Below are 20,971 nucleotides of genomic sequence, written 5' to 3'. Positions count from 1 at the left end.
CGCTGAGCGTGTGCTCGCAATCAGGGCTGATCAGTAGTCAGGCGAGACGACCTTGTCGCCCACGCGCAGGGTACGCTCGGCTTTCAGGACCAGCGCGTAGCTGGTGTGATCAAAAACCTTGAACACCATCAGCACCCCGGCCCGTGAATCAGGCAGGGTGACCACTTCCTTGGTAAAAGGATCCTTGACCTGTTCCCCTGCGGCATTGATCTGCAAGATATTGCCCGGCTCCAGTGCCGAATCTTCACCGACGTTAAGGATAACTATATCGTTGCGGCCGGTGTAGGCCACGCCCGAAGGCACGGCAAGGATGCGTCCCTTGACGTCGGGATCAGCAGGGTAGGAAGGCGCGAAGGGAGCATAAGGATCGTCAGCGGGCATCTTCACCAGCCGGTCGCCGCTACGAATCTCTTCGGCTACATGCAGGACTTCAAACTTATGGATATCGCCACTTTCGGCTTCCGTTTCCAGCTTCAGTGTCGCAATGTATTTGGCTTCCTGACCGTAGGCGATCTTCTTCTCACCCAGATTCTCGGTCAGCATCGAGCCTGGACGATACAGACGCCATTCACCTTCATCATAGGGCAAGGTGCCACGGACATAGAGCAGCTGACCTGCCGCACTGAGCAAACGCTGATCATCTGTACCCACCACGTAGGGGGCCTTGTCCAGCTCACCGGGCTTGATGACCAGACTGCTGCGCAGGAAGGGAGCAATGGTTTCCACCGGCAATGTCGGCACGGGTGACAGATTGGCTACGCGCATCTGCGGCAGCAGTTTGACCTTGTCGCCGACACCGGAGCCCGTGGCTTTCAGATAGGCATCACCCCGCTTGAGCGCCAGCCTGGGCTGACCATTAACCTTGACCAGAAAGATTTCATCGCCAGGGTAAATCCAGTGCGGATTGGCGATCTGTGGGTTCTTGGCCCAGATTTTTGGCCACAGCCAGGGATTGGAGAAGAAGCGACCAGTGATATGCCAGAGTGTGTCTCCCTTGACCACCTGATACACCGTCGGTGCATCGTTCTTTAACGCAGGTTGCTCGGCGTACACCACTGCTGAAAAGCACAACAGCACGGAGATCAGCAATTTGCGCATAACAGGTCCTTTGTTGGCCAGTGAGGCTCGGAAGGCAAGGGCAGGGAACTGTAACCTTCGGATGAATTGTTAGGATGCTGCCGATATAATAGAAATTAATCAAATTTTAGCCAATAAATCGTCGCTATAAGTCCCGTTCGTCGTGCTTCAGCGCTGTTTGCGGACGTGGCAACGCCCTGTGATGGCAGGATTTATCGGCGCTGTACCGTCTTTGACAGGGTTACACCTATGGCACTACTCGAAATTCTGGAATTTCCCGATGCGCGCCTGCGCACCAAAGCCACATCGTTCACGGCAGAAGAGATCAGCGATCCTCAACTGCAGACCATGATCGATGACATGTTCGAGACCATGTACAAGGCTCCCGGCATTGGCCTGGCCGCCAGTCAGGTCAACTTCCACAAGCGTCTGGTAGTTATTGATGTCTCTGAGGAAAACGATCAGCCGCTGGTCTTTATCAACCCCGAAGTCACGCCTCTGACCGATGAGCTGGAAACCATGCAGGAAGGCTGCCTGTCAGTACCCGGTTTCTACGAGGAAGTGACCCGTCCCGAGCGGGTCAGAGTCAAAGCCATTGATCGTCATGGCAAGGCATTCGAGATGGAAGCTGATGGCCTGCTGGCTGTTTGCATCCAGCACGAACTGGATCATCTGGAAGGCAAGCTGTTCGTCGACTACATTTCTCCGCTCAAGCGCAACCGCATTCGCAAGAAGCTGGAAAAGCAGCATCGTCAGGCAGCGGAAGCCTGATCTATCTCCCCATTTCACTTGGCGACCCGAACAAACAGGTTTACCGTGAGTAAACCTGTTGTTCTATTCAGAGAACCATGAGCACATCCAAGCCCCTTCGCATCGTCTTCGCCGGCACGCCCGAGTTTGCCGCCACTAATCTGCAGGCCGTTCTGTCCAGCCGCCATGAGGTGATCGGAGTCTATACACAGCCCGACCGGCCTGCTGGACGTGGCCAGAAGCTCACTGCCAGCCCGGTCAAGCAGCTGGCACAGCAGCATGATATACCGGTTTACCAGCCATTGAGCCTGCGCAACGCTGAGGCCCAGGCGGAACTGGCAAGCCTGGAAGCCGACCTGATGGTGGTCGTGGCCTATGGTCTGATTCTGCCGCAAGGAGTGCTGGATACTCCGCGTCTTGGGTGCATCAACGTCCATGCCTCCATCCTGCCACGCTGGCGTGGCGCGGCACCGATTCATCGTGCGGTGCTGGCAGGCGACAGCGAAAGCGGAGTGACCATCATGCAGATGGAAGCAGGTCTGGATACCGGCCCCATGTTGCAGAAAGTCTTCACCCCCATCAGCACAACTGAAACCAGCGGCACCCTGCATGACCGACTGGCCTCGCTGGGCGCAGACGCCTTGCTGCAGGTACTGGAACAATTGGCGGAAGGGCCACTGCAAGGTGAAACGCAGGATGATGCTCTGGCAACCTATGCCCACAAGCTGGAAAAAGAAGAAGGCATGATGGACTGGCGTTTACCCTCCACCCAGCTAGACCGTCAGGTACGCGGCCTGCATCCCTGGCCGGTGGCCTATACCGATATCGGTGATAAACGCATTCGGGTACTGGCAGCTGCCGTCGAAGTGACCCAGCATGGCCAGCTTCCCGGTACGCTGTTGCAGGCAGATCGTCAGGGTCTGCTGATCGCCTGTGGTGACGGTGCCCTGCGCCTGACCCATATCCAGCTTCCCGGCAGCCGTGCTATGGCCGTCGCCGATGTACTCAACTCTCGTGCCAGTGACTTCACTCCAGGCATACGTTTTGGCCAGCAGGAGACAGAGACATGAGCGCCCGTCAGGAAGCCTTACTGGCACTGCTGGATGTCCTTGAAGGCGGCCACTCTCTGACCGCCGCCCTCGGTCACGCCAAACCGCTCAGTGATCCCCGCGATCAGGCTTTGTTACAGGAGCTGAGTTATGGCGTGCTGCGCTGGCAACCACAGTTGCAGGCCATCGCCAATTACCTGCTGATGAAGAAATTCAAGCGCCGTGATCTGGATGTCTATCTGATCATCCAGCTGGGCCTGTATCAGCTGATGCACACCCGGGTTCCTTCCCATGCAGCCATCAGTCAGACCGTGGAAATCTGCCGCGGGATCGACAAGCAATGGGCTACCGGTCTGGTCAACGGCATTCTGCGCCGCTTTGAGCGCGATCAGGGTGACATCATCGCCACCCTGCAAGGCAAGCCCGAGTTTGATCATGTCCATCCCGGCTGGTTCATTGCCAAGCTGGCCCACGCCTGGCCACAGCACTGGAAAGCCATTCTGGATGCCAACAACGAACGCCCGCCCATGACCCTGAGAGTCAATCTGGCCCATGGCAGTCGTGAGGATTACCTGCAACTGCTACAGCAGGCAGAGATTGCAGCACAGCCTACACCCTTCAGTCCGGTCGGGCTGACGCTGGAACAGCCGGTTGATGTCAACAAACTGCCCGGCTTCAACGACGGCCTGGTCAGCGTGCAGGACGAAGCGGCACAGCTGGCAGCAGGTTTGCTTGCCCCCCAGGCCGGCGAGCGTCTGCTGGATGCCTGCTGCGCCCCCGGTGGCAAAACGGCTCATCTGCTGGAACTGGCCAGCGCCGCAGGTCATGAAGTGGAAGTGGTCGCCATGGATGTTGATCCACAACGCCTGCAGCGTACTCAGGAAACGCTGGAACGGCTGCAACTGGGCGCCGAGCTGATGTGTGGCGATGCGGCAGAACAGGACTGGTGGGATCAGCAATACTTCGATGCCATTCTGGCCGATGTTCCCTGCTCGGCCACCGGTGTCATTCGCCGTCATCCCGATATCAAGGCATTGCGCACCAATGAAGATATTGGCCAGCTGGCCGAGCTGCAACTGCGCATTCTGGCCAATCTGTGGTCGATGCTGAAGCCGGGAGGCCGTCTGGTGTACGCCACCTGCTCGGTATTACCGCAGGAAAACAATCGCATCATTGAACGCTTCAGCCGTGACCACGACGATGTCCAGGTACAGCCTCTGCAGGTCGACTGGGGTATTGAACAGTCCTGCGGTCGCCAGCTGTTTCCGACCTCACAGGGTCATGACGGATTCTTTTACGCCTTGCTGCACAAACGGGCAGCCTGCTGATAACCCCTGCAACAGGCACCATTCGCTGACAGGAACTCTATGAAGATCATCATTCTCGGCGCAGGACAGGTTGGCGGCACACTGGCGGAAAACCTTGCCAGTGAAGCCAACGACATCACGGTGGTGGATACCGATGTCAAACGCCTGCGTGAGCTGCAGGACCATCTGGATATCCGCACGGTGGAAGGCAAGGCCTCCTTCCCCAGCGTTCTGGCTGAAGCCGGCTGTGAAGATGCCGACATGCTGATTGCGGTGACCAACAGTGATGAGGTCAACATGGTGGCCTGCCAAATCGCCAAGACCCTGTTCAAGACCCCGAAGAAAATCTGCCGGGTACGTGAGAGTGATTACCTGACCGAGCGCGAGACGCTCTATGGTGAGAAAGCCATCGCGGTCGACGTGCTGATCAGCCCGGAGCAGGAAGTCACCCGCAGTATTTATCGCCTGATTCAGCACCCCGGCTCACTGCAGGTACTGGATTTCGCCGAAGGCAAACTGATGCTGGTGGCCGTCAAGGCGTTCTATGGCGGCCCGCTGGTAGGGCAGGAAATCGCTCAGTTACGTCAGCACATGCCCAAGGTCGACTGCCGCGTAGCGGCGATTTTCCGCCGGGGAGCGCCGATCACGCCGCAGGGTAATACCGTCATTGAAGTCGATGACGAAGTCTTCCTGATTGCTGCGCGCGAAGATATCCGCGCGGTAATGAGCGAGCTACGCCGCCTTGATCGTCCTTACCGCAAGATTGTCATCGCCGGTGGCGGCAATATCGGTGCCCGGCTGGCCGAACGACTGGAACACAACTATCAGGTCAAGATCATCGAGCGCACCCTCGACCGCTGCCGTCATCTGGCCAACCGCCTCAACAACAGCATCGTCCTGCACGGCAGCGTGTCTGACCGTCAGCTGCTGCTGGATGAAAACATCGAAGACTGTGACGTGTTCTGCGCACTGACCAACGATGACGAGGCTAATATCATGGCATCGATGCTGGCCAAGCGGCTGGGGGCCCGTACCGTCATGACCCTGATCAACAACCCGGCCTATGTCGATCTGGTGCAGGGCGGGGTGATCGATATCGCCATATCACCTCAGCAGACCACCATCGGCACCCTGCTGACCCATGTACGGCGCCACGACGTGGCTGCCGTCTACTCCCTGCGCCGTGGCGCTGCCGAAGCCATGGAAGCCATTGCTCACGGCGATCGTTATTCCTCCAAGGTCGTCGGCCGCACTATCGGCGAGCTGCGCCTGCCACCGGGCACCACCATCGGCGCCCTGGTACGGGGTGACGAAGTATTGATCGCCCATGATGACGTGGTCATTGAAAACGACGATCACGTCATTCTGTTCCTGGTCGACAAGAAATACATTGCCGAGGTCGAGCGCCTGTTCCAGGTCGACTTCACCTTCTTTTGAGTCAATCACAGAGGACGTGCCATGACCCCCGCCATCAAACAGGCAGAAAAGGCCAGGATTGCGTTTGCCGTGCACAGCTACAACCATGATCCGCGCGCCGAATCCTTTGGCGAGGAAGCCGCTGACAAGCTGGGGCTGGCACAGGAGCAGGTGTTCAAGACATTGCTGGCCAAGCTGGATGGCAAACAGCTGGCCGTCGCCGTGGTACCGGTCAACAAGAAGCTGGATCTGAAAGCCCTGGCCACGGTCCTCAAAGCCAAAAAAGCCGATATGGCGCCTCCCGCCGAAGCCGAGCGGGCGACCGGCTACATCGTCGGCGGCATCAGCCCGCTGGGGCAAAAGAAACGCCTGCCTCTGGTCCTTGATAACAGTGCACAGGGTTTTGCCACCATCTATGTCAGCGCCGGCCGCCGGGGTCTGGAAATTGAGCTGGCAGGCGCTGATCTGCTTACCCTGAGTCAGGGGCAGTGGGGCGATATCGCCCGCTAACAACGCGCCTGAGTGCAGCTCACCCGCTTCAGTCCGGGCGATGACGAATCACCTGGCAGGTCAGATTGTCAGTCTCTGGTGGCTCAAAATAAGCACTGATTCGATCAAACATCGCCTCACTGGTCTGGAAGGCATGACTTGCTTCAGCGTTGCGCTGACGTAAGCGAGCCTTGCAGACCTCGTCCCCGGTCTCCAGCACGTGCAGGATAAATTCCGCCTCCGCCTGCTCCGCCAGTGCGGACAGCCATGCCCGCTGTTGACTTGTATTCCCCGGTATATCCAGCACCACATTGATACCTGCTCCCAGCAACGCCAGCACCAGCGGCCGTAGCGCCTCTTTAAGCAGCGCAGCACAACGCACGTAATCGGGCAGGGTATTGATTTGCCCGGGATACAACGTTGCCAGCCAGCGATCCTCTTCCAGTAATATCGCCTGCTGCTGGTGTGCCAGCTGCATCGCCAGGGTCGATTTGCCTGACGCGATCTTGCCACACAGCCCATGCAATTGCGGCCTGATGATGGCCAGTGGGGAAGGCGGGTGTAACAAGGCCGTGCCGTACGAGTTATCCACCACACACAACCACCCGTCGGTGGTATCGAAGCGGAAGACGTAGGTTGCTTCGCGGGTTTTACTCTGAACCTGGCCCTGTGAATCCAAATAGCGCAGTTGAGTCTAAGCCAGTACCAGCGCCGTACCGGCACCTTCAATCACCTTCATCGGCCCCTGTGTGACCTGCAGACTGTGATTAAAATGCCGGGCGACGGCCACGAAGGCTTCAGCAATAGCATGCCTGCCTCTGACCGTCAGGGAGCCCGTTAGTACCAGAGTGGCATCTTCGGCATAGAACGTCAGTAACGATGAAAAGTCTTCGTTACTGATAGCACGGTCGGCCCGAGCAATAAGGTCTAACACGGCGTGCGAATGCATGGCGGTGTGGTGAGTGTCTGACATAACTCCTCCTTGGTAGTAAAAGCCTCAGAGGGAGCAGGGGGAGAGTTTCACATTTTGCCGCCTTCCGAGGCGGGTTGTGAAAGCAATGCGTTTTCAGCCCACCGGACAATGCCAGGAGCGAATAATTCGGGCAGCGGATTGTGGAAGACAGCATTGAGCCATGGTCTTACCTTACGGTAGATAAGGTGCCTGAGGCACACATGTCTCGGAACCCAAACGGCTGACATCAGGAAGATCAAGCTGCAAACGTGATCTCTACACACAACCTTCGCGCGTCCTGAAATATAAAAAAGGTATTATTCCGCAGTTAATTCCCAAGATATCCAAAGCTTATCCACAGACAGAAATTTACAAAATCCACTTAAACTATTGTTTATAAATAATTTTCTATAAAAATACTGTATCTCCATCCAACCCTGTGGATGATTGTCCAGTATTTTTTATGCTGTGGATAACACGAGTGTTGCAGCGCTGGCAAAAACGGTTGTCAAGCCTTGACCCCCGTGCACTTCGCTGCTAGGGCGCAAGCTGCCCATAGTGTATACTGTGGCCACTTTTTTTGGCCAAAACCCACTCTTTCATGGTGATTCTGTGACCAACCCAGCAACTCCTGATATCAGTACGTTTCAGGGCCTGATCCTGGCTCTGCAACAATACTGGGCCGACCAAGGCTGCGTCATTGTGCAGCCGCTGGATATGGAAGTCGGCGCCGGTACCTTCCATCCTGCCACCTTCCTGCGTGCCCTTGGCCCGGAATCATGGCGCTCGGCCTACGTTCAGCCCAGCCGTCGTCCTACCGATGGCCGCTATGGCGAAAACCCCAACCGTCTACAGCACTATTACCAGTTTCAGGTGGTGCTGAAGCCATCACCCGAGAACTTCCAGGAGCTGTATCTTGGCTCTCTGCGTGCACTGGGTCTGGATACCTCCATCCATGATGTACGCTTCGTCGAAGACAACTGGGAGTCCCCCACGCTGGGTGCCTGGGGTCTGGGCTGGGAAGTGTGGCTGAACGGTATGGAAGTGACCCAGTTCACCTACTTCCAACAGGCTGGCGGTCTGGAATGCTATCCGGTTACCGGTGAAATCACCTACGGCCTGGAACGTCTGGCCATGTATCTGCAGGGCGTCGACTCCGTCTATGACCTGATCTGGTGTAAAGCGCCCGATGGCAACATCGTGACCTACGGGGATGTCTATCACCAGAACGAAGTGGAGCAGTCTACCTACAACTTTGAGTACGCTGATGTTCCCACGCTGTTCGCCAACTTCGACCATTACGAGAAGGAGTGCAACAAGCTGCTGGAAGTGGAGCTGCCGCTGCCCGCCTATGAAATGGTGCTGAAAGCCTCCCATACCTTCAATCTGCTGGATGCCCGTCACGCTATCTCGGTGACCGAGCGTCAACGTTATATCCTGCGCGTACGAACTCTGGCCCGTGGTGTTGCCCACGCCTATTTCCACGCCCGTCGCAAACTGGGCTTCCCGCTGGCAACACCGGCATTGCGTGAAGAAGTACTGGCCCAATTCGCGGAGGAAAACAAATGAGTCAACTGGACCTGCTGGTCGAGCTCGGTACCGAAGAGCTGCCACCCAAGGCGCTGACCACCCTGCGTGATGCCTTTGCAGGCAGCGTTATCAATGGTCTGGCCGCGGCTGGCGTACCCCATGGTGAAGTGAAAACCTACGCCGCTCCCCGTCGTCTGGCGTTCATTATCAAAGATCTCGCCACCGCCCAACCTGATCGTCAGGTCGAGCGCCGCGGGCCTGCCACTACTGCGCCAGAAAAAGCGGTGGATGGCTTTGCCCGCTCGTGCGGGGTGACCATCAACGATCTGGAGCAGGTCGATACCGGCAAAGGGATCTACTACGTCTACAAAAGTCTGGAGCAGGGCAAAGCAACGGCCAGTATCCTGCCTGAATTGCTGCAACAATCCATCGACAAGCTGCCCATTCCCAAGCGCATGCGCTGGGGTGCCAGCCGCGTGGAATTTGTCCGCCCGGTACACTGGCTGGTGATGCTGCTGGGCAATGAAGTGGTCGACTGCGACGTGCTGGGGCTGAAGTCCGGTCGTGAGACACGCGGCCACCGTTTCCATTACAACCACCACATCAGCCTCAACAGCCCTCTGGAGTACGCCAGCGTCCTGCAGGAGACCGGCTATGTTATGGCTGACTTCGAGGCTCGTCGCGAGCATATTCGCACGCAGGTACTGGCAGAGGCTGCCAAAGTCGGTGGTACCGCCAAGATTGATACCGATCTGCTGGATGAGGTTACCGCCCTCAACGAGTGGCCTGTCGCGCTGACCGGACGCTTTGAAGAGCACTTCCTGCAGGTGCCAGCGCAGGCGTTGATTTCTACGATGGAAAGCAACCAGAAATACTTCACCGTCACCGACGCTCAGGGCAAGCTGCTACCGTGCTTTATTACCATCGCCAACCTGGAGTCGAAAGATCCGGCACAGGTGATCGCCGGTAATGAGAAAGTGGTTCGCCCTCGTCTGGCCGATGCCGCGTTCTTCTTTGATACTGACAAGAAACAACCGCTGGCCAACCATCAGGAAAAGCTGAAGAACATCGTTTTCCAGAAAGATCTGGGCAGCCTGTATCAGAAGGCGGAACGGGTAGCAGCAGTCGCCAGACTGATCGCCCGTCAACTGGGCCATAACAGCGAGTGGGCTGCCCGTGCAGCAATGCTGAGCAAGTGCGATCTGGTCACCAACATGGTGCTGGAATTCCCCGAACTGCAAGGCCTGATGGGCTATCACTACGCCACTCACGATGGCGAAGCGGAAGAAGTGGCCAAAGCGCAAGACGAGCAATACATGCCTCGTTTTGCGGGAGACCAGCTGCCAGTCACGCTGACCGGTGCAGCTGTATCTCTGGCCGATCGTCTGGACACGCTGACAGGCCTGTTCGGCATTAACCAGCCTCCAACAGGCTCCAAGGATCCCTTTGCCCTGCGTCGTTCGGCACTGGGTGTACTACGCATTCTGGTAGAGAAAGAACTGGATCTGGATCTGCTGGAGCTGTTGCAGCAGGCTGCGGCTCAGCATCCTTCATTGCCTGCAGCAGAAGGGCTGGCCGACAAGGTACTGGACTTCATGCTGGAGCGCTTCCGCGCCTGGTTTGAAGATGAGGGGATGTCTGCCGAGGTGTATCAAGCAGTACTGGCTCTGCGCCCAACCCGTCCGCTGGACTTCAGTCGTCGTGCCCGTGCAGTGGCTGCCTTCAGTCAGCTGGCCGAAGCCGAAGCCCTAGCGGCAGCCAACAAACGCGTATCCAATCTGCTGAGCAAGAACGTCGACGCCTTGAATGCAGAGCAGGGCGTGCAGGAAAGCCTGTTGCAGGATGATGCTGAAAAGGCACTGTATGCCGCGGTACAGCAACTGACCGCAGAAACAACCCCGTTGTTTGCGTCTGCCAGTTACACCGAAGCGTTGACTGCGCTGGCTGCTCTGCGTGCTCCTGTCGATACCTTCTTTGACGATGTCATGGTGATGTGTGACGATCTGGCGGTACGTAGTAACCGTCTGGCGCTACTCAACAGCCTGCGCAGCCTGTTCCTGCAGGTAGCGGATATCTCTCACCTGAACGCCTGAGAAGCGATCAGGTAGGGATAAACAAAAGGCCAGCCATTGTGCTGGCCTTTTTGTTAGGATAAACACAGAGCACCTCCTCTAATAGATCACGGCAAGCCAAACGGAATAGAACATGAAACTGATCGTGCTGGATCGTGATGGAGTCATTAATCAGGACTCCGATCACTACATCAAAACCGTTGAGGAGTGGATTCCCATTCCGGGTGCGATTGAGGCTATCGCTCGTCTGAGTAAGGCAGGCTATGCCATTGCCATCGCAACCAATCAGTCTGGTCTGGCACGAGGCTATTTCAGCCAGGCCACTCTGGATGCCATGCATGACAAGCTGCGCGAGCTGGTACAGCAGCAGGGCGGCGCCGTGGATATGATCGCCTATTGCCCTCATGGTCCGGATGATGACTGTGATTGCCGTAAACCCTTGCCTGGGCTTTTCCAGCAAATTGCTAGTCACTTTGATCTGCCCGATCTGCAACAGGTTCCCGTGGTTGGTGATACCCTGCGCGATCTTGAAGCAGGTATGAGCCTGGGGTGCATACCCTATCTGGTCCGCACCGGTAAGGGTGAGCGCTACATCGCCAAAGGACTGCCCAGTGACTGGCAGATTACCGTCATGGATGATCTGAGCGCCGTGGCAGACAGCCTGCTGAACTCTAATAAGAGTTAATTAAAGCCAGCATGGACGCAGCTGTTTCACGTGGAACAGCTGCAACAACCAAAATGCTTCTGCTGATCAGCATGCCGGAAGGCATTACACACAAATACCCGTTTCACGTGGAACACGTCTAAACTATCTACCTACTCTCTGTCCTGTCTAATACAAACGCAAACACATGCCACTACCTCTGGTTTATCACCCTGTCTACAGCATTCCTTTCCCGCCGGGGCACCGATTTCCCATGCCAAAATTCCGGCTGCTGTATGAGTATCTGCAAAGTGAGCAATTGATCAAAGCCAACAACCTCTATGCCCCCGTGGGCCGCTGCGATGTGGAGATTCTGACGCTGGCACATTGCCCCCTCTACATTGAGCAATTTTCCGAGGGTCAGCTACCGCTAAAATCGCTCAAGCACATTGGCTTCCCCTGGAGCGAAGCACTCGTAGACCGCACAGCGACAGCAGTCGCAGGAACAGTGCTGACCGCTGAGCTGGCGTTACAGAACCGACTCGCATGTCACCTGGCAGGAGGAACCCACCATGCGTTTTACGGTCATGGCAGCGGCTTTTGTATCTATAACGATCTCGCAGTCTGCGCCCGGCAACTCATCGTATCAGGCAGGGTAGACAAGGTACTGATCATTGATCTCGATGTGCATCAGGGTGATGGCACAGCCGCCATTCTGGCTGAACACCGCGAAACGGTCACATGCTCTGTGCATGGCCGGCTCAACTATCCGTTTATCAAACAGCAAAGTGACTGGGATATTGAACTGGAAGACGGTCTGTCGGATAGCGCCTATCTGAATATCCTACGCTTTCAGCTACCAATCATACTGCAGGCAGAGCAGCCAGATATCATCCTCTACGACGCGGGATGTGATGTGCATGGGGATGATCGCTTGGGCAGAATGATGCTCACCGATAACGGCATCATTCAGCGCGATGAGTATGTGATCCGCTTGGCACTGGAGCAACAGATCCCCATTGCCTGCGTGATCGGTGGTGGTTACGACCATGATCACAAAAAGATTGCCCAACGCCATGGTCTGCTGCATAAGACCGCATATCGGCTGTTTGAGGAATATGGCCTTTGATCCAGCTTACCTGTGAACAGCAGCACTGCTCCTGTTTCACGTGAAACAGCCGGGGAATAAGCGAACTGGCCATACAGGCACAGTTTTCAGAAATGCCTGCTAGCCTTCAATTAGCTGCATGGACGTCATTGACACTGTTTCACAGCCATTGAACTGAGCAAATTCAACTAATGCCTCCTCGAGTGCTGCAAGGAAGTTGCTTCTGGCTCTTGGTCCAACGTCACCCAGATAAACCTCACTTACCTGTAGCACCGAACTTTTCCGCACTGCCTTGATATTTGCTCTGGCTACCAGACGGCCTCGCCATAGTAGTGGCAAACTGAAATAACCATACCGGCGTTTCGACTCAGGTAAATAACACTCAAGTTGGTAATCAAAATCAAAAAAGCGCTGGGCACGCTGTCGCTGGATCAGCAGATTGTCAAACGGTGACAGGATCTTGAGCCCTTGCTTCAGGGGGCGATTCAGGCAATCCAATGCATCAGGCAAGGTGTAAAACATCTCTTCGCCAATCTTTACCTGCTGCAGTTCATCGTCCTCAAGCATTGAATCCAGGCCCGCATATATAGCAGTTTTGGCTTCTCTCATCAGGTAGGTGAAGTGTTCCTTACTACCTAGCCCCTGATGACGAAGGAAGCGAGTAATTATATACCTGCCATATTCTGTCTCTGTTGGCGGGGTTAAATTGACAACCTCTGGCAATATCCGTTCACAGAGATCATAGACCTTCTGCATGCCATCACGTCGAGCCACCATCAATTTGCCTTCATGAAACAGTTGTTCAAGTGCCTGCTTGGTAGATGACCATCCCCACCAGGGTGAAGATTTATTATCTGCACTGGCAAAATCACTGGCTTTCAATGGACCTTCAGCTTTGATTCGTGCCAGTACTTCTGTCGCAAGTTTGGGATTCTTATCAAACCAATGGCTGGCGCCATGATGATAGTGCTGCATTCTTGGAAGAGAAAAACGATAGTCAGTCATTGGCAGATACGCTGCAGCATGGCCCCAATACTCAAAGATTGACCGCTGTTCCAATAGTTGCTGCAGGTGCTGGCTGCGATAATGCCGATTTCGACTCCAGAGAATATGATGATGAGCCCGCTCGACCACGGCGATACTATCGATCTGCACATAGCCCAGATGTTGAATACGGTCGAGTGTCGCCTTCACACCTGTTCCACGTGAAACAGCAAAAAGCCCCTGATGATGAAGAATCAGTTTTCTTGCTTCGTCCTTGCTTAATGATATTACGTCGTTCACACCATCCTCTTAGGTTCCAGGCTTCACCTGTCAGAGCGACTTGCCATTCCTTAAGAGCAAGGCTCCAAACACAATTACCACTGACTGCGGTAACCAGTTATAGCAGCAGATAAACAAAAAGGAGGTCAACTGACCTCCTTTCTGCGATACGGATACCGATAAGAACTAACCGATCAGATATCTAGGTTGGATACATTCAGTGCGTTAGTTTCAATAAAGGCTCGGCGTGGCTCAACATCATCTCCCATCAGGGTCGTGAACATCTGATCCGCAGCGATGGCATCTTCAATAGACACACGCAGCATACGACGGGTACTCGGGTCCATCGTGGTCTCCCACAGCTGGTCTGCATTCATCTCACCCAGACCTTTATAACGCTGGATGGAGTAGCCACGCTTGGCTTCAGCGGTCAGCCAGTCCAGCGCCTCTTCAAAGGAATGGACGGGTTTACGCTTCTCACCACGGGCGACGAATGCTGTAGCCTCAAGCAGATCCTGCAGCTTCTGTCCCAATGCAACGATGGCACGGTACTCACCAGACTGGAAGAAATCATGCGCGAATACATGATCGTTGGTTAAACCATGCGAGGTCACCATGAAGGTCGGCAGATACTCCTGACGCTCAGGATCAAACTGAACATCCAGAGCGTAGCGATTTCCCTGATTGTTATCAGCCAGCATTGCCACCAGCTTATCACCCCAGATACGTACTGTGGACTCTTCCTTCAAATCTTCTACTTTGAGAGCCGGTGCATAGATCGCCAGCTTCATGATTTCCTGCGGATACAGACGTGACAGGCGCTGAATGATGGCTATGACGCTACGGTATTCAGTCACCAGATTCTGCAACGCTTCACCGCTGATACCGGGCGCCTCTTCACTTACATGCAGGCTGGAATCTTCCAGAGCCCCCTGAGTCAGATACGCATCCAAGGCCGCTTCATCTTTCAGATACTGTTCCTGTTTACCGCGCTTGATCTTGAACAGGGGTGGCTGCGCAATGTAGACGTGTCCACGTTCAATGATCTCTGACATCTGCCGGAAGAAGAACGTCAGCAATAGTGTGCGGATGTGAGAACCATCAACGTCCGCATCGGTCATGATGATGATGCTGTGGTAGCGCAGCTTGTCCGCGTTGAACTCCTCACGACCAATACCGCATCCAAGGGCAGTGATCAGCGTTCCGACCTCGGCAGAGCTCAGCATCTTGTCGAAACGCGCTTTCTCTACGTTAAGAATTTTACCTTTCAACGGCAGGATCGCCTGCGTCTTGCGGTCACGACCCTGCTTGGCAGAACCGCCCGCGGAGTCACCTTCCACGAGGTAAAGCTCAGACAGCGCAGGATCTTTTTCCTGGCAGTCAGCGAGCTTACCCGGCAGGCCGGCGATATCCAGAGCGCCCTTACGGCGCGTCATCTCACGCGCTTTACGTGCAGCTTCGCGTGCACGGGCAGCATCAATCATCTTGCCAACAATGGATTTGGACTCGGTAGGATTCTCCTGCAGGAAATCGGAGAACAGACGACCCATCTGCTGCTCAACGGCAGTTTTGACTTCCGATGAAACCAGCTTGTCCTTGGTCTGAGAAGAGAACTTGGGATCAGGCACCTTGACGGAAATAATTGCTGTCAGGCCTTCACGGGCATCATCACCCGAGGTCGCAACCTTGACCTTCTTGAGGATACCTTCCTGCTCGATATAGGTATTCAGTGAACGCGTCAGCGCGGCTCGGAAACCCGACAAGTGTGTACCACCGTCGCGCTGCGGGATGTTGTTGGTGAAGCAGTGGATGCTTTCCTGATAGCCGTCATTCCACTGCAACGCTACCTCAACACCAATACCATCGTCGGTCTGGGAAGAGAAATGGAATACGTTACACAGGGAGTTTTTGTTCTTGTTCAGGTACTCGACAAATGCCTTCAAACCACCTTCGTAATGGAAAATTTCCTCACGACCACTGCGTTCATCCTTAAGGTTGATCTTAACCCCGGAGTTCAGGAACGACAGCTCACGCAGACGCTTGGCCAGGATATCGTACTGAAACAGGATATTGGTGAAGGTCTGATCGGATGGTTTGAAGCGTACGGTAGTACCGGTTTTATCGGTGTCGCCAATCTGCCCCAGTGGCGCTTTAGGTACGCCGTGGTGATAGATCTGTTCATGCACCTTGCCATCACGGCGAACACGCAGCTCCAATGTTTCTGACAGGGCGTTAACGACTGAAACACCCACCCCGTGTAATCCACCAGACACCTTGTAAGTGTTGTCGTCGAACTTACCACCAGCGTGCAATACCGTCATGATCACTTCGGCAGCCGAGACCCCTTCTTCAGGGTGAATATCAACAGGCATGCCACGACCATTATCGGACACGGTCACGGACTCATCAGGGTGAATCACAATATCGATCAGCGAACAGTATCCTGCCAGAGCCTCATCGATGGAGTTATCCACGATCTCAAAGACCATGTGATGCAGACCGCTACCGTCGTCGGTATCGCCAATATACATACCGGGACGTTTACGTACCGCATCCAGTCCTTTCAGGACCTTGATACTGGAGGAATCGTACTTTTCGCCACTCATAGGTTACTCCCGATCAAGATGGCATGGGGGTGTTTCAGCATTCCGTGATCAGTCCCTGTTCCACGTGAAACAGTTTAACCTGACAGCCACTGCTCCAACATTCATCCAACACGTCGGCCTCCACTGAGGTGATAAACACCTGACAGGCCAACTCCTCTATCAATTCACAAAGCGCCTGGCGATGATCCCTATCCAGCTCCGCCGGAAGGTCATCAATCAGATAAATGGGCTGGCGTTGATGGTCACTGGCAAGAACTTGCCCCTGTGCCAGCTTCATGGCACAGACCACCATCTTCTGTTGGCCGCGCGACAGCACATCAACGGCAGCACGCGGACCACAACGGATACGCATGTCGGCACGATGAGGGCCATGCTGAGTAAACCCCAGCTCCTGATCACGCACAGCACCGCTTTGTAAAACGTCGTCTAAAGAACGCTTAGCATCCCAGCCGGGATAATAATGTAAGGCTATGTCCTCAAGGCCGGTGAGCTTGGCAAGATAGTCCTGAAATACAGGAGAAAAACGTGCCAGATAGGCTTTACGCATCTCATCAATAGCTGCGCCCTGAGTGACCAGCTCGGCCTCCCAGGAGGCACGCAAAAGAGGGTCTATTCTAGCATATTTGAGCAGGCTGTTGCGCTGCTTGAGTGCACGCTGATAGCGGCGCCAGCAGTCAAAGAACAGTATCTCCTGATGAAATACTCCCCAATCCAAAAAATGCCTGCGTTCGGACGGGCTGCCTTCCAACAGGCGAAACGCATCAGGATTGATGACCTGTAAAGGCAGCAAACGCGCCAGCTCTGCAAGGTTGCTGGGCTGACCGGCACCAATACGGATCTGGTTATCACCATCGAGCTGGCGCTGCACTCCCACGGTCATTTCCGGCTCTTCCAGATGGCGCAGACGGGCGAACAGGGTGCATTGCGGCTCGCCATGAGCAATAACCGTCTTAACCTTATGGGTACGGAACGAGCGCGCCACACTGAGCATGTGGATAGCTTCGAGGATGCTGGTCTTGCCACTGCCATTCGCCCCCCAGAGCAGATTTACTCCGGGAGACGGGGTCAGGGAAGCCTGTTGGATATTGCGGATGCGATGAATATCCAGACGGGTAATGGCCACTACCAGTTACCGCTATCTGTGGATAAGTCTGTGTATCAGTGTTGATAACCTGCGCATCAATTACAGACGCATCGGCATTACAACATACAGAGAGTCGGTATCTTCTGCTTCCTGCACCAGCACACTGCTGTTGGGGTCAGACAGAATAATTTTGACCTGCTCCTCACCTACGACGTTCAGCACGTCCAGCAGATAGGTAACGTTGAAGCCGATTTCCATGTTGTCACTGTCATAATCCACCAGCAGTGACTCTTCCGCTTCTTCCTGCTCTGGGTTATTGGCAAACACCTGCAACTGACCGGGGTTGAGCAGCAAGCGTACGCCACGGTACTTCTCGTTCGACAGAATCGCCGCACGCTGCAACACCGTGCGCAGCTCCTGACGATCAGCCAGCAGCGTCTTGTTACCGTTGCGTGGAACGACCCGCTCGTAATCGGGGAAGCGGCCATCCACCAGCTTGGAGGTGAATACAAAGTCGCCGACATGGGCACGAATATGATTGCTGCCGATCAGCATCCGCAGTGGTGCTTCAGGATCGGAAATCAGACGAACCAGCTCCAGCACCCCTTTACGCGGGATGATGACCTGGATCTTTTCGGCAGGATTTACCTCGGCATCGCAGGCACAGGTCGCCAGACGGTGACCATCGGTCGCTACCATACGGACACGACCCTGCACCACTTCCAGTAGCATGCCATTGAGGTAATAGCGCACGTCCTGCTGCGCCATGGCGAAGGAGGTACGGTCAATCAGTCGCTTCAGCTGCTGTTGTGCCAGCGTCAGCTCGAAGGCCTGAGGGCTGTCTTCAACGCTGGGGAACTCCGAGGCGGGCAAGGTGGACAGTGTGAAGCGGCTACGACCGGAGCGCAGCACCAGCTTCTGCTCCTGCACATCAAACTCAATCATTGAGCCATCTGGCAGAGATTTACAGATATCCATCAGCTTGCGTGCAGGCACGGTGATGGAGCCAGCAACCGATGGCTGCTCCAGCTTGGCGCGGCCCACCAGCTCAACTTCCAGATCGGTACCGGTCAGCGACAGGTGATCACCTTCAGCGACCAGCAGTACGTTGGACAGGACCGGCAGTGTCTGACGGCGTTCAACCACGCCAGCAACCAGTTGAAGAGGCTTTAAAAGGGCTTCGCGGGAAATGACAAATTTCATCTCAGGCTTCCGTGAGTCGTCTGAATATCGCTCTGTTGAATGGGGGTCGATGGTATCAGGTATTGCCATCGAACAGAACGAGCGAAATAAATGTAGCTCAGGTGGCTTTTACGCCACCTGAGAGATGGATATTGCAGTCAGATCAGGCCGTCAGTGAACGCAGCAGATTCTGATAATCCTCACGGATTTCTGCATCTTCCTCACGCAGTTCGGTAATCTTGCGGCAAGCATGCAGCACCGTAGTGTGGTCGCGGCCACCGAAGGCGTCACCAATTTCCGGCAGACTGTGGTTGGTGATTTCCTTGGCTAGTGCCATCGCCACCTGACGGGGGCGCGCTACCGAACGGCTACGCCGTTTTGACAGCAAGTCCGCCACCTTGATCTTGTAGTACTCAGCGACCACTCGCTGAATATTATCGATACTGATCTGCTTGTCCTGCAGCGCCAGCAGATCCTTCAGTGATTCGCGGATAAACGGCAGGGTAATATCGCTGCCGGTAAAGTGAGCATTGGCGATCACTCGCTTGAGTGCACCTTCAAGCTCTCGCACGTTGGAACGGATCTTCTGAGCAATAAAGAAGGCCGCATCATCAGGCAGATCAATATTAGCCTCATCAGCCTTCTTCTTCAGGATCGCTACCCGTGTTTCCAGCTCGGGCGGCTCCACCGCAACCGTCAGGCCCCAGCCGAAGCGTGACTTCAATCGCTCTTCCAGCCCGCTGATCTCCTTGGGATAACGATCACAGGTCAGAATCATCTGCTGACCACCTTCCAGCAACGCATTGAAGGTATGGAAGAACTCTTCCTGCGAACGCTCCTTATTGGCGAAGAACTGAATATCGTCGATCAGCAGGGCATCCACAGAACGGTAGAAGCGCTTGAAATCGTTGATGGCATTCAGTTGCAGCGCCTTGATCATGTCCGCAACAAAGCGCTCGGAGTGCAGATACACAATCTTGGCATTGGGGTTACGCTCCAGCATGGCCAGGCCGACCGCATGCATCAAGTGCGTCTTACCAAGACCCACACCGCCGTAGAGGAATAGTGGATTGTAAGAACCACCGGGGTTATCGGCGACCTGTTTGGCAGCAGCCAGTGCCAGCTGGTTGGACTTGCCCTGAACAAAGGAAGTAAAGGTAAAAGCCTTGTTCAGATGGCTCTGGTGACGAATCCCGCCTTCGACATCAACCGTACGCTCGTTACGCTCCTCTTTATAAGCCAGCTCTTCGGCCAGCTCGTCAGCCTTACGATAGTCGCTGCTGGAAGTAATAATGGCCGGTGCTTCTTTAATAACCGAAGCAGGGGCGGCGGCGACCGGTACAGAGGGGGCAATGTAAGACGGTTCAACCGGTGACGCCGCCACAGTATCCGCAGGAACACTGGTTTGTGAGGACGTACGCCAGGGTTGCGCGGGCTCCTGACTGCGGGCACTGAGACTGGTGGGCCGGACCTGGGTTGTTGCACGGTTCATCAGTGCACCACGGCGTACCTGCCCAACGTCCAGATAAAGGCTGATGCTTTGTCCGGCACAGACGTCCTTGAAGACTTCTTTGATACGTTGCAGATACTTGTCCGACACCCAGTCCATTACAAAGCGATTGGGGGCTAGCAACTTCAGCTGACCAGCATCATCCACTTCAGCCTGCAACGGACGAATCCAGGTGTTGAACTGCTGCACCGGCAACTCTTCCTGCAAACGCACCAAACTTCTTTGCCAGAACTCCACCACCACTACGGCGCCACCTCGTTTATCCGCACTGAACCCACCAAACAGGGCCGCTGATTCTACCCGCTGGCCTAACAGTTATCCACAAATGAGGGCAAAAAAAAGCCCTGAGCCCTGTCATTAACTGTTCATGAACTGAGCAGATAAAATGTGGATAACCAAAGGTGCGACGCCCGCTGTTGATAACCTCCTACCTTATGCACACGCTGTGGACAACCTCGTCACATACAGAAAACCATTTTTCCTAAGAGTTCTAAACATTCTGTAGAGCCCGTAGTATCTGAGAAAACCAGACTTATCCACAGATACTGTCGACCCTTAACATTATTACAGATTCTATCTTCTAAAAGGGCTTATGCCCTTATATAGAATGTGAATGATCAGAGCCTTTCCCGAGTAGTAAACGGATCTGTTGAAAACTTCATGAAGATGCATCTCCTGAGCGATTGTTTTCTCTGGCTAAAACCAGCAGAGCAAAAACAGCTGGAGAAAACAGGAATGACCTGCCGTACAGAGATCAATGAACGGGCAAAGTCATGAGAAGTGGGAATCCGCTGTTGCCATCAATCCGCAATGTCAGCGCGCTACCGTTAGCAACCATCGATGATCAGATTCAAAGCCAGCACTGAGCAGCAGGCGATCAATATTTGAACTCTGTATTTGAACTATCGGGGGAATTTATCTAGAATTCCGCGC

17 protein-coding genes are annotated in these 20,971 nt (G+C 54.8%); 9 read left to right on the top strand and 8 right to left on the bottom strand.

Annotation, left to right across the window (positions count from 1 at the left end; genetic code table 11):
• Positions 1 to 30 precede the first annotated feature (30 nt).
• Positions 31 to 1,098: a LysM peptidoglycan-binding domain-containing protein gene (locus QCD60_RS11335; RefSeq protein ID WP_279785291.1), complete on the bottom strand. Its 1,068-nt coding sequence runs from the start codon at positions 1,096 to 1,098 to the stop codon at positions 31 to 33.
• 228 nt (positions 1,099 to 1,326) lie between these two features.
• Here QCD60_RS11335 and def point away from each other — a divergent pair, with 228 nt between their 5' ends.
• The 5 genes from def to ybaK all read left to right on the top strand — a co-directional run bounded on the left by def (position 1,327) and on the right by ybaK (position 6,109).
• The gene (gene def, locus QCD60_RS11330) at positions 1,327 to 1,848 is read left to right on the top strand and encodes a peptide deformylase (RefSeq protein ID WP_104152924.1); all 522 of its coding nucleotides are present in this window, start codon (positions 1,327 to 1,329) and stop codon (positions 1,846 to 1,848) included.
• Between the two features lie 77 nt (positions 1,849 to 1,925).
• Positions 1,926 to 2,897 carry a methionyl-tRNA formyltransferase gene (gene fmt / locus QCD60_RS11325; protein ID WP_279785289.1) on the top strand — a complete coding sequence of 324 codons (972 nt, stop codon included), beginning with the start codon at positions 1,926 to 1,928 and terminating at the stop codon, positions 2,895 to 2,897.
• On the top strand, positions 2,894 to 4,204 hold the full coding sequence (rsmB, locus tag QCD60_RS11320; RefSeq protein ID WP_279785287.1) for a 16S rRNA (cytosine(967)-C(5))-methyltransferase RsmB: 1,311 nt from the start codon (positions 2,894 to 2,896) through the stop codon (positions 4,202 to 4,204). The genes fmt and rsmB overlap by 4 nt, the downstream gene beginning before the upstream one ends.
• A 39-nt stretch (positions 4,205 to 4,243) precedes the next feature.
• On the top strand, positions 4,244 to 5,620 hold the full coding sequence (trkA, locus tag QCD60_RS11315; RefSeq protein ID WP_104152927.1) for a Trk system potassium transporter TrkA: 1,377 nt from the start codon (positions 4,244 to 4,246) through the stop codon (positions 5,618 to 5,620).
• A 21-nt stretch (positions 5,621 to 5,641) separates the two neighbouring features.
• Entirely contained in the window at positions 5,642 to 6,109 is a 468-nt protein-coding gene (gene ybaK / locus QCD60_RS11310; RefSeq protein WP_279785284.1) for a Cys-tRNA(Pro) deacylase, read from the top strand.
• A 28-nt stretch (positions 6,110 to 6,137) separates the two neighbouring features.
• Here ybaK and QCD60_RS11305 read toward each other — a convergent pair whose 3' ends face one another.
• A complete protein-coding gene (locus QCD60_RS11305) occupies positions 6,138 to 6,767 on the bottom strand; it encodes an AAA family ATPase (RefSeq protein ID WP_279785282.1) in 630 nt (209 codons plus the stop codon).
• A 15-nt stretch (positions 6,768 to 6,782) separates the two neighbouring features.
• Positions 6,783 to 7,061, bottom strand: coding sequence for a hypothetical protein (locus QCD60_RS11300; RefSeq protein ID WP_279785280.1), 279 nt, complete (start codon positions 7,059 to 7,061; stop codon positions 6,783 to 6,785).
• A gap of 591 nt (positions 7,062 to 7,652) precedes the next feature.
• Between QCD60_RS11300 and glyQ the strand changes: the two genes are divergently transcribed.
• From glyQ to QCD60_RS11280, 4 genes are all read left to right on the top strand, one after another.
• A complete protein-coding gene (glyQ, locus tag QCD60_RS11295; protein ID WP_279785278.1) occupies positions 7,653 to 8,609 on the top strand; it encodes a glycine--tRNA ligase subunit alpha in 957 nt (318 codons plus the stop codon).
• Positions 8,606 to 10,663, top strand: a complete 2,058-nt coding sequence (gene glyS, locus QCD60_RS11290) for a glycine--tRNA ligase subunit beta (protein WP_279785276.1) — start codon at positions 8,606 to 8,608, stop codon at positions 10,661 to 10,663. The genes glyQ and glyS overlap by 4 nt, the downstream gene beginning before the upstream one ends.
• Before the next feature lie 112 nt (positions 10,664 to 10,775).
• A complete protein-coding gene (gmhB, locus tag QCD60_RS11285; RefSeq protein ID WP_279785274.1) occupies positions 10,776 to 11,327 on the top strand; it encodes a D-glycero-beta-D-manno-heptose 1,7-bisphosphate 7-phosphatase in 552 nt (183 codons plus the stop codon).
• A gap of 232 nt (positions 11,328 to 11,559) precedes the next feature.
• Positions 11,560 to 12,414 (top strand): histone deacetylase, encoded by an 855-nt coding sequence (locus QCD60_RS11280; protein WP_279785272.1) that lies wholly within the window; start codon positions 11,560 to 11,562, stop codon positions 12,412 to 12,414.
• A 99-nt stretch (positions 12,415 to 12,513) separates the two neighbouring features.
• Here the strand turns inward: QCD60_RS11280 and QCD60_RS11275 are convergent, their stop codons facing one another.
• The 5 genes from QCD60_RS11275 to dnaA form a co-directional block, all read right to left on the bottom strand.
• Complete coding sequence (locus tag QCD60_RS11275) at positions 12,514 to 13,677, bottom strand: crosslink repair DNA glycosylase YcaQ family protein (protein WP_279785270.1); 1,164 nt, start codon at positions 13,675 to 13,677, stop codon at positions 12,514 to 12,516.
• 173 nt (positions 13,678 to 13,850) lie between these two features.
• On the bottom strand, positions 13,851 to 16,262 hold the full coding sequence (gyrB, locus tag QCD60_RS11270) for a DNA topoisomerase (ATP-hydrolyzing) subunit B (RefSeq protein ID WP_279785268.1): 2,412 nt from the start codon (positions 16,260 to 16,262) through the stop codon (positions 13,851 to 13,853).
• A gap of 34 nt (positions 16,263 to 16,296) precedes the next feature.
• On the bottom strand, positions 16,297 to 17,385 hold the full coding sequence (gene recF, locus QCD60_RS11265; RefSeq protein ID WP_279785266.1) for a DNA replication/repair protein RecF: 1,089 nt from the start codon (positions 17,383 to 17,385) through the stop codon (positions 16,297 to 16,299).
• Between the two features lie 60 nt (positions 17,386 to 17,445).
• Positions 17,446 to 18,549 (bottom strand): DNA polymerase III subunit beta, encoded by a 1,104-nt coding sequence (dnaN, locus tag QCD60_RS11260; RefSeq protein WP_279785264.1) that lies wholly within the window; start codon positions 18,547 to 18,549, stop codon positions 17,446 to 17,448.
• A 142-nt stretch (positions 18,550 to 18,691) separates the two neighbouring features.
• Positions 18,692 to 20,281 (bottom strand): chromosomal replication initiator protein DnaA, encoded by a 1,590-nt coding sequence (gene dnaA / locus QCD60_RS11255; protein WP_279785262.1) that lies wholly within the window; start codon positions 20,279 to 20,281, stop codon positions 18,692 to 18,694.
• Positions 20,282 to 20,971: the final 690 nt, after the last annotated feature.

The sequence above is a fragment of the Pokkaliibacter sp. MBI-7 genome, from assembly GCF_029846635.1.
Taxonomy (GTDB): Bacteria; Pseudomonadota; Gammaproteobacteria; order Pseudomonadales; family Balneatricaceae; genus Pokkaliibacter.
This window is presented reverse-complemented; position numbering and strand designations above follow the sequence as displayed.

Coding starts and splice junctions, on each gene's coding strand:
- ybaK (WP_279785284.1), top strand. CDS start 5,642: ATGACCCCCGCCATCAAACAGGCAGAAAAGGCCAGGATTGCGTTTGCC.
- gyrB (WP_279785268.1), bottom strand. CDS start 16,262: ATGAGTGGCGAAAAGTACGATTCCTCCAGTATCAAGGTCCTGAAAGGA.
- QCD60_RS11335 (WP_279785291.1), bottom strand. CDS start 1,098: ATGCGCAAATTGCTGATCTCCGTGCTGTTGTGCTTTTCAGCAGTGGTG.
- dnaN (WP_279785264.1), bottom strand. CDS start 18,549: ATGAAATTTGTCATTTCCCGCGAAGCCCTTTTAAAGCCTCTTCAACTG.
- fmt (WP_279785289.1), top strand. CDS start 1,926: ATGAGCACATCCAAGCCCCTTCGCATCGTCTTCGCCGGCACGCCCGAG.
- trkA (WP_104152927.1), top strand. CDS start 4,244: ATGAAGATCATCATTCTCGGCGCAGGACAGGTTGGCGGCACACTGGCG.
- glyS (WP_279785276.1), top strand. CDS start 8,606: ATGAGTCAACTGGACCTGCTGGTCGAGCTCGGTACCGAAGAGCTGCCA.
- QCD60_RS11280 (WP_279785272.1), top strand. CDS start 11,560: ATGCCAAAATTCCGGCTGCTGTATGAGTATCTGCAAAGTGAGCAATTG.
- def (WP_104152924.1), top strand. CDS start 1,327: ATGGCACTACTCGAAATTCTGGAATTTCCCGATGCGCGCCTGCGCACC.
- rsmB (WP_279785287.1), top strand. CDS start 2,894: ATGAGCGCCCGTCAGGAAGCCTTACTGGCACTGCTGGATGTCCTTGAA.
- gmhB (WP_279785274.1), top strand. CDS start 10,776: ATGAAACTGATCGTGCTGGATCGTGATGGAGTCATTAATCAGGACTCC.
- QCD60_RS11300 (WP_279785280.1), bottom strand. CDS start 7,061: ATGTCAGACACTCACCACACCGCCATGCATTCGCACGCCGTGTTAGAC.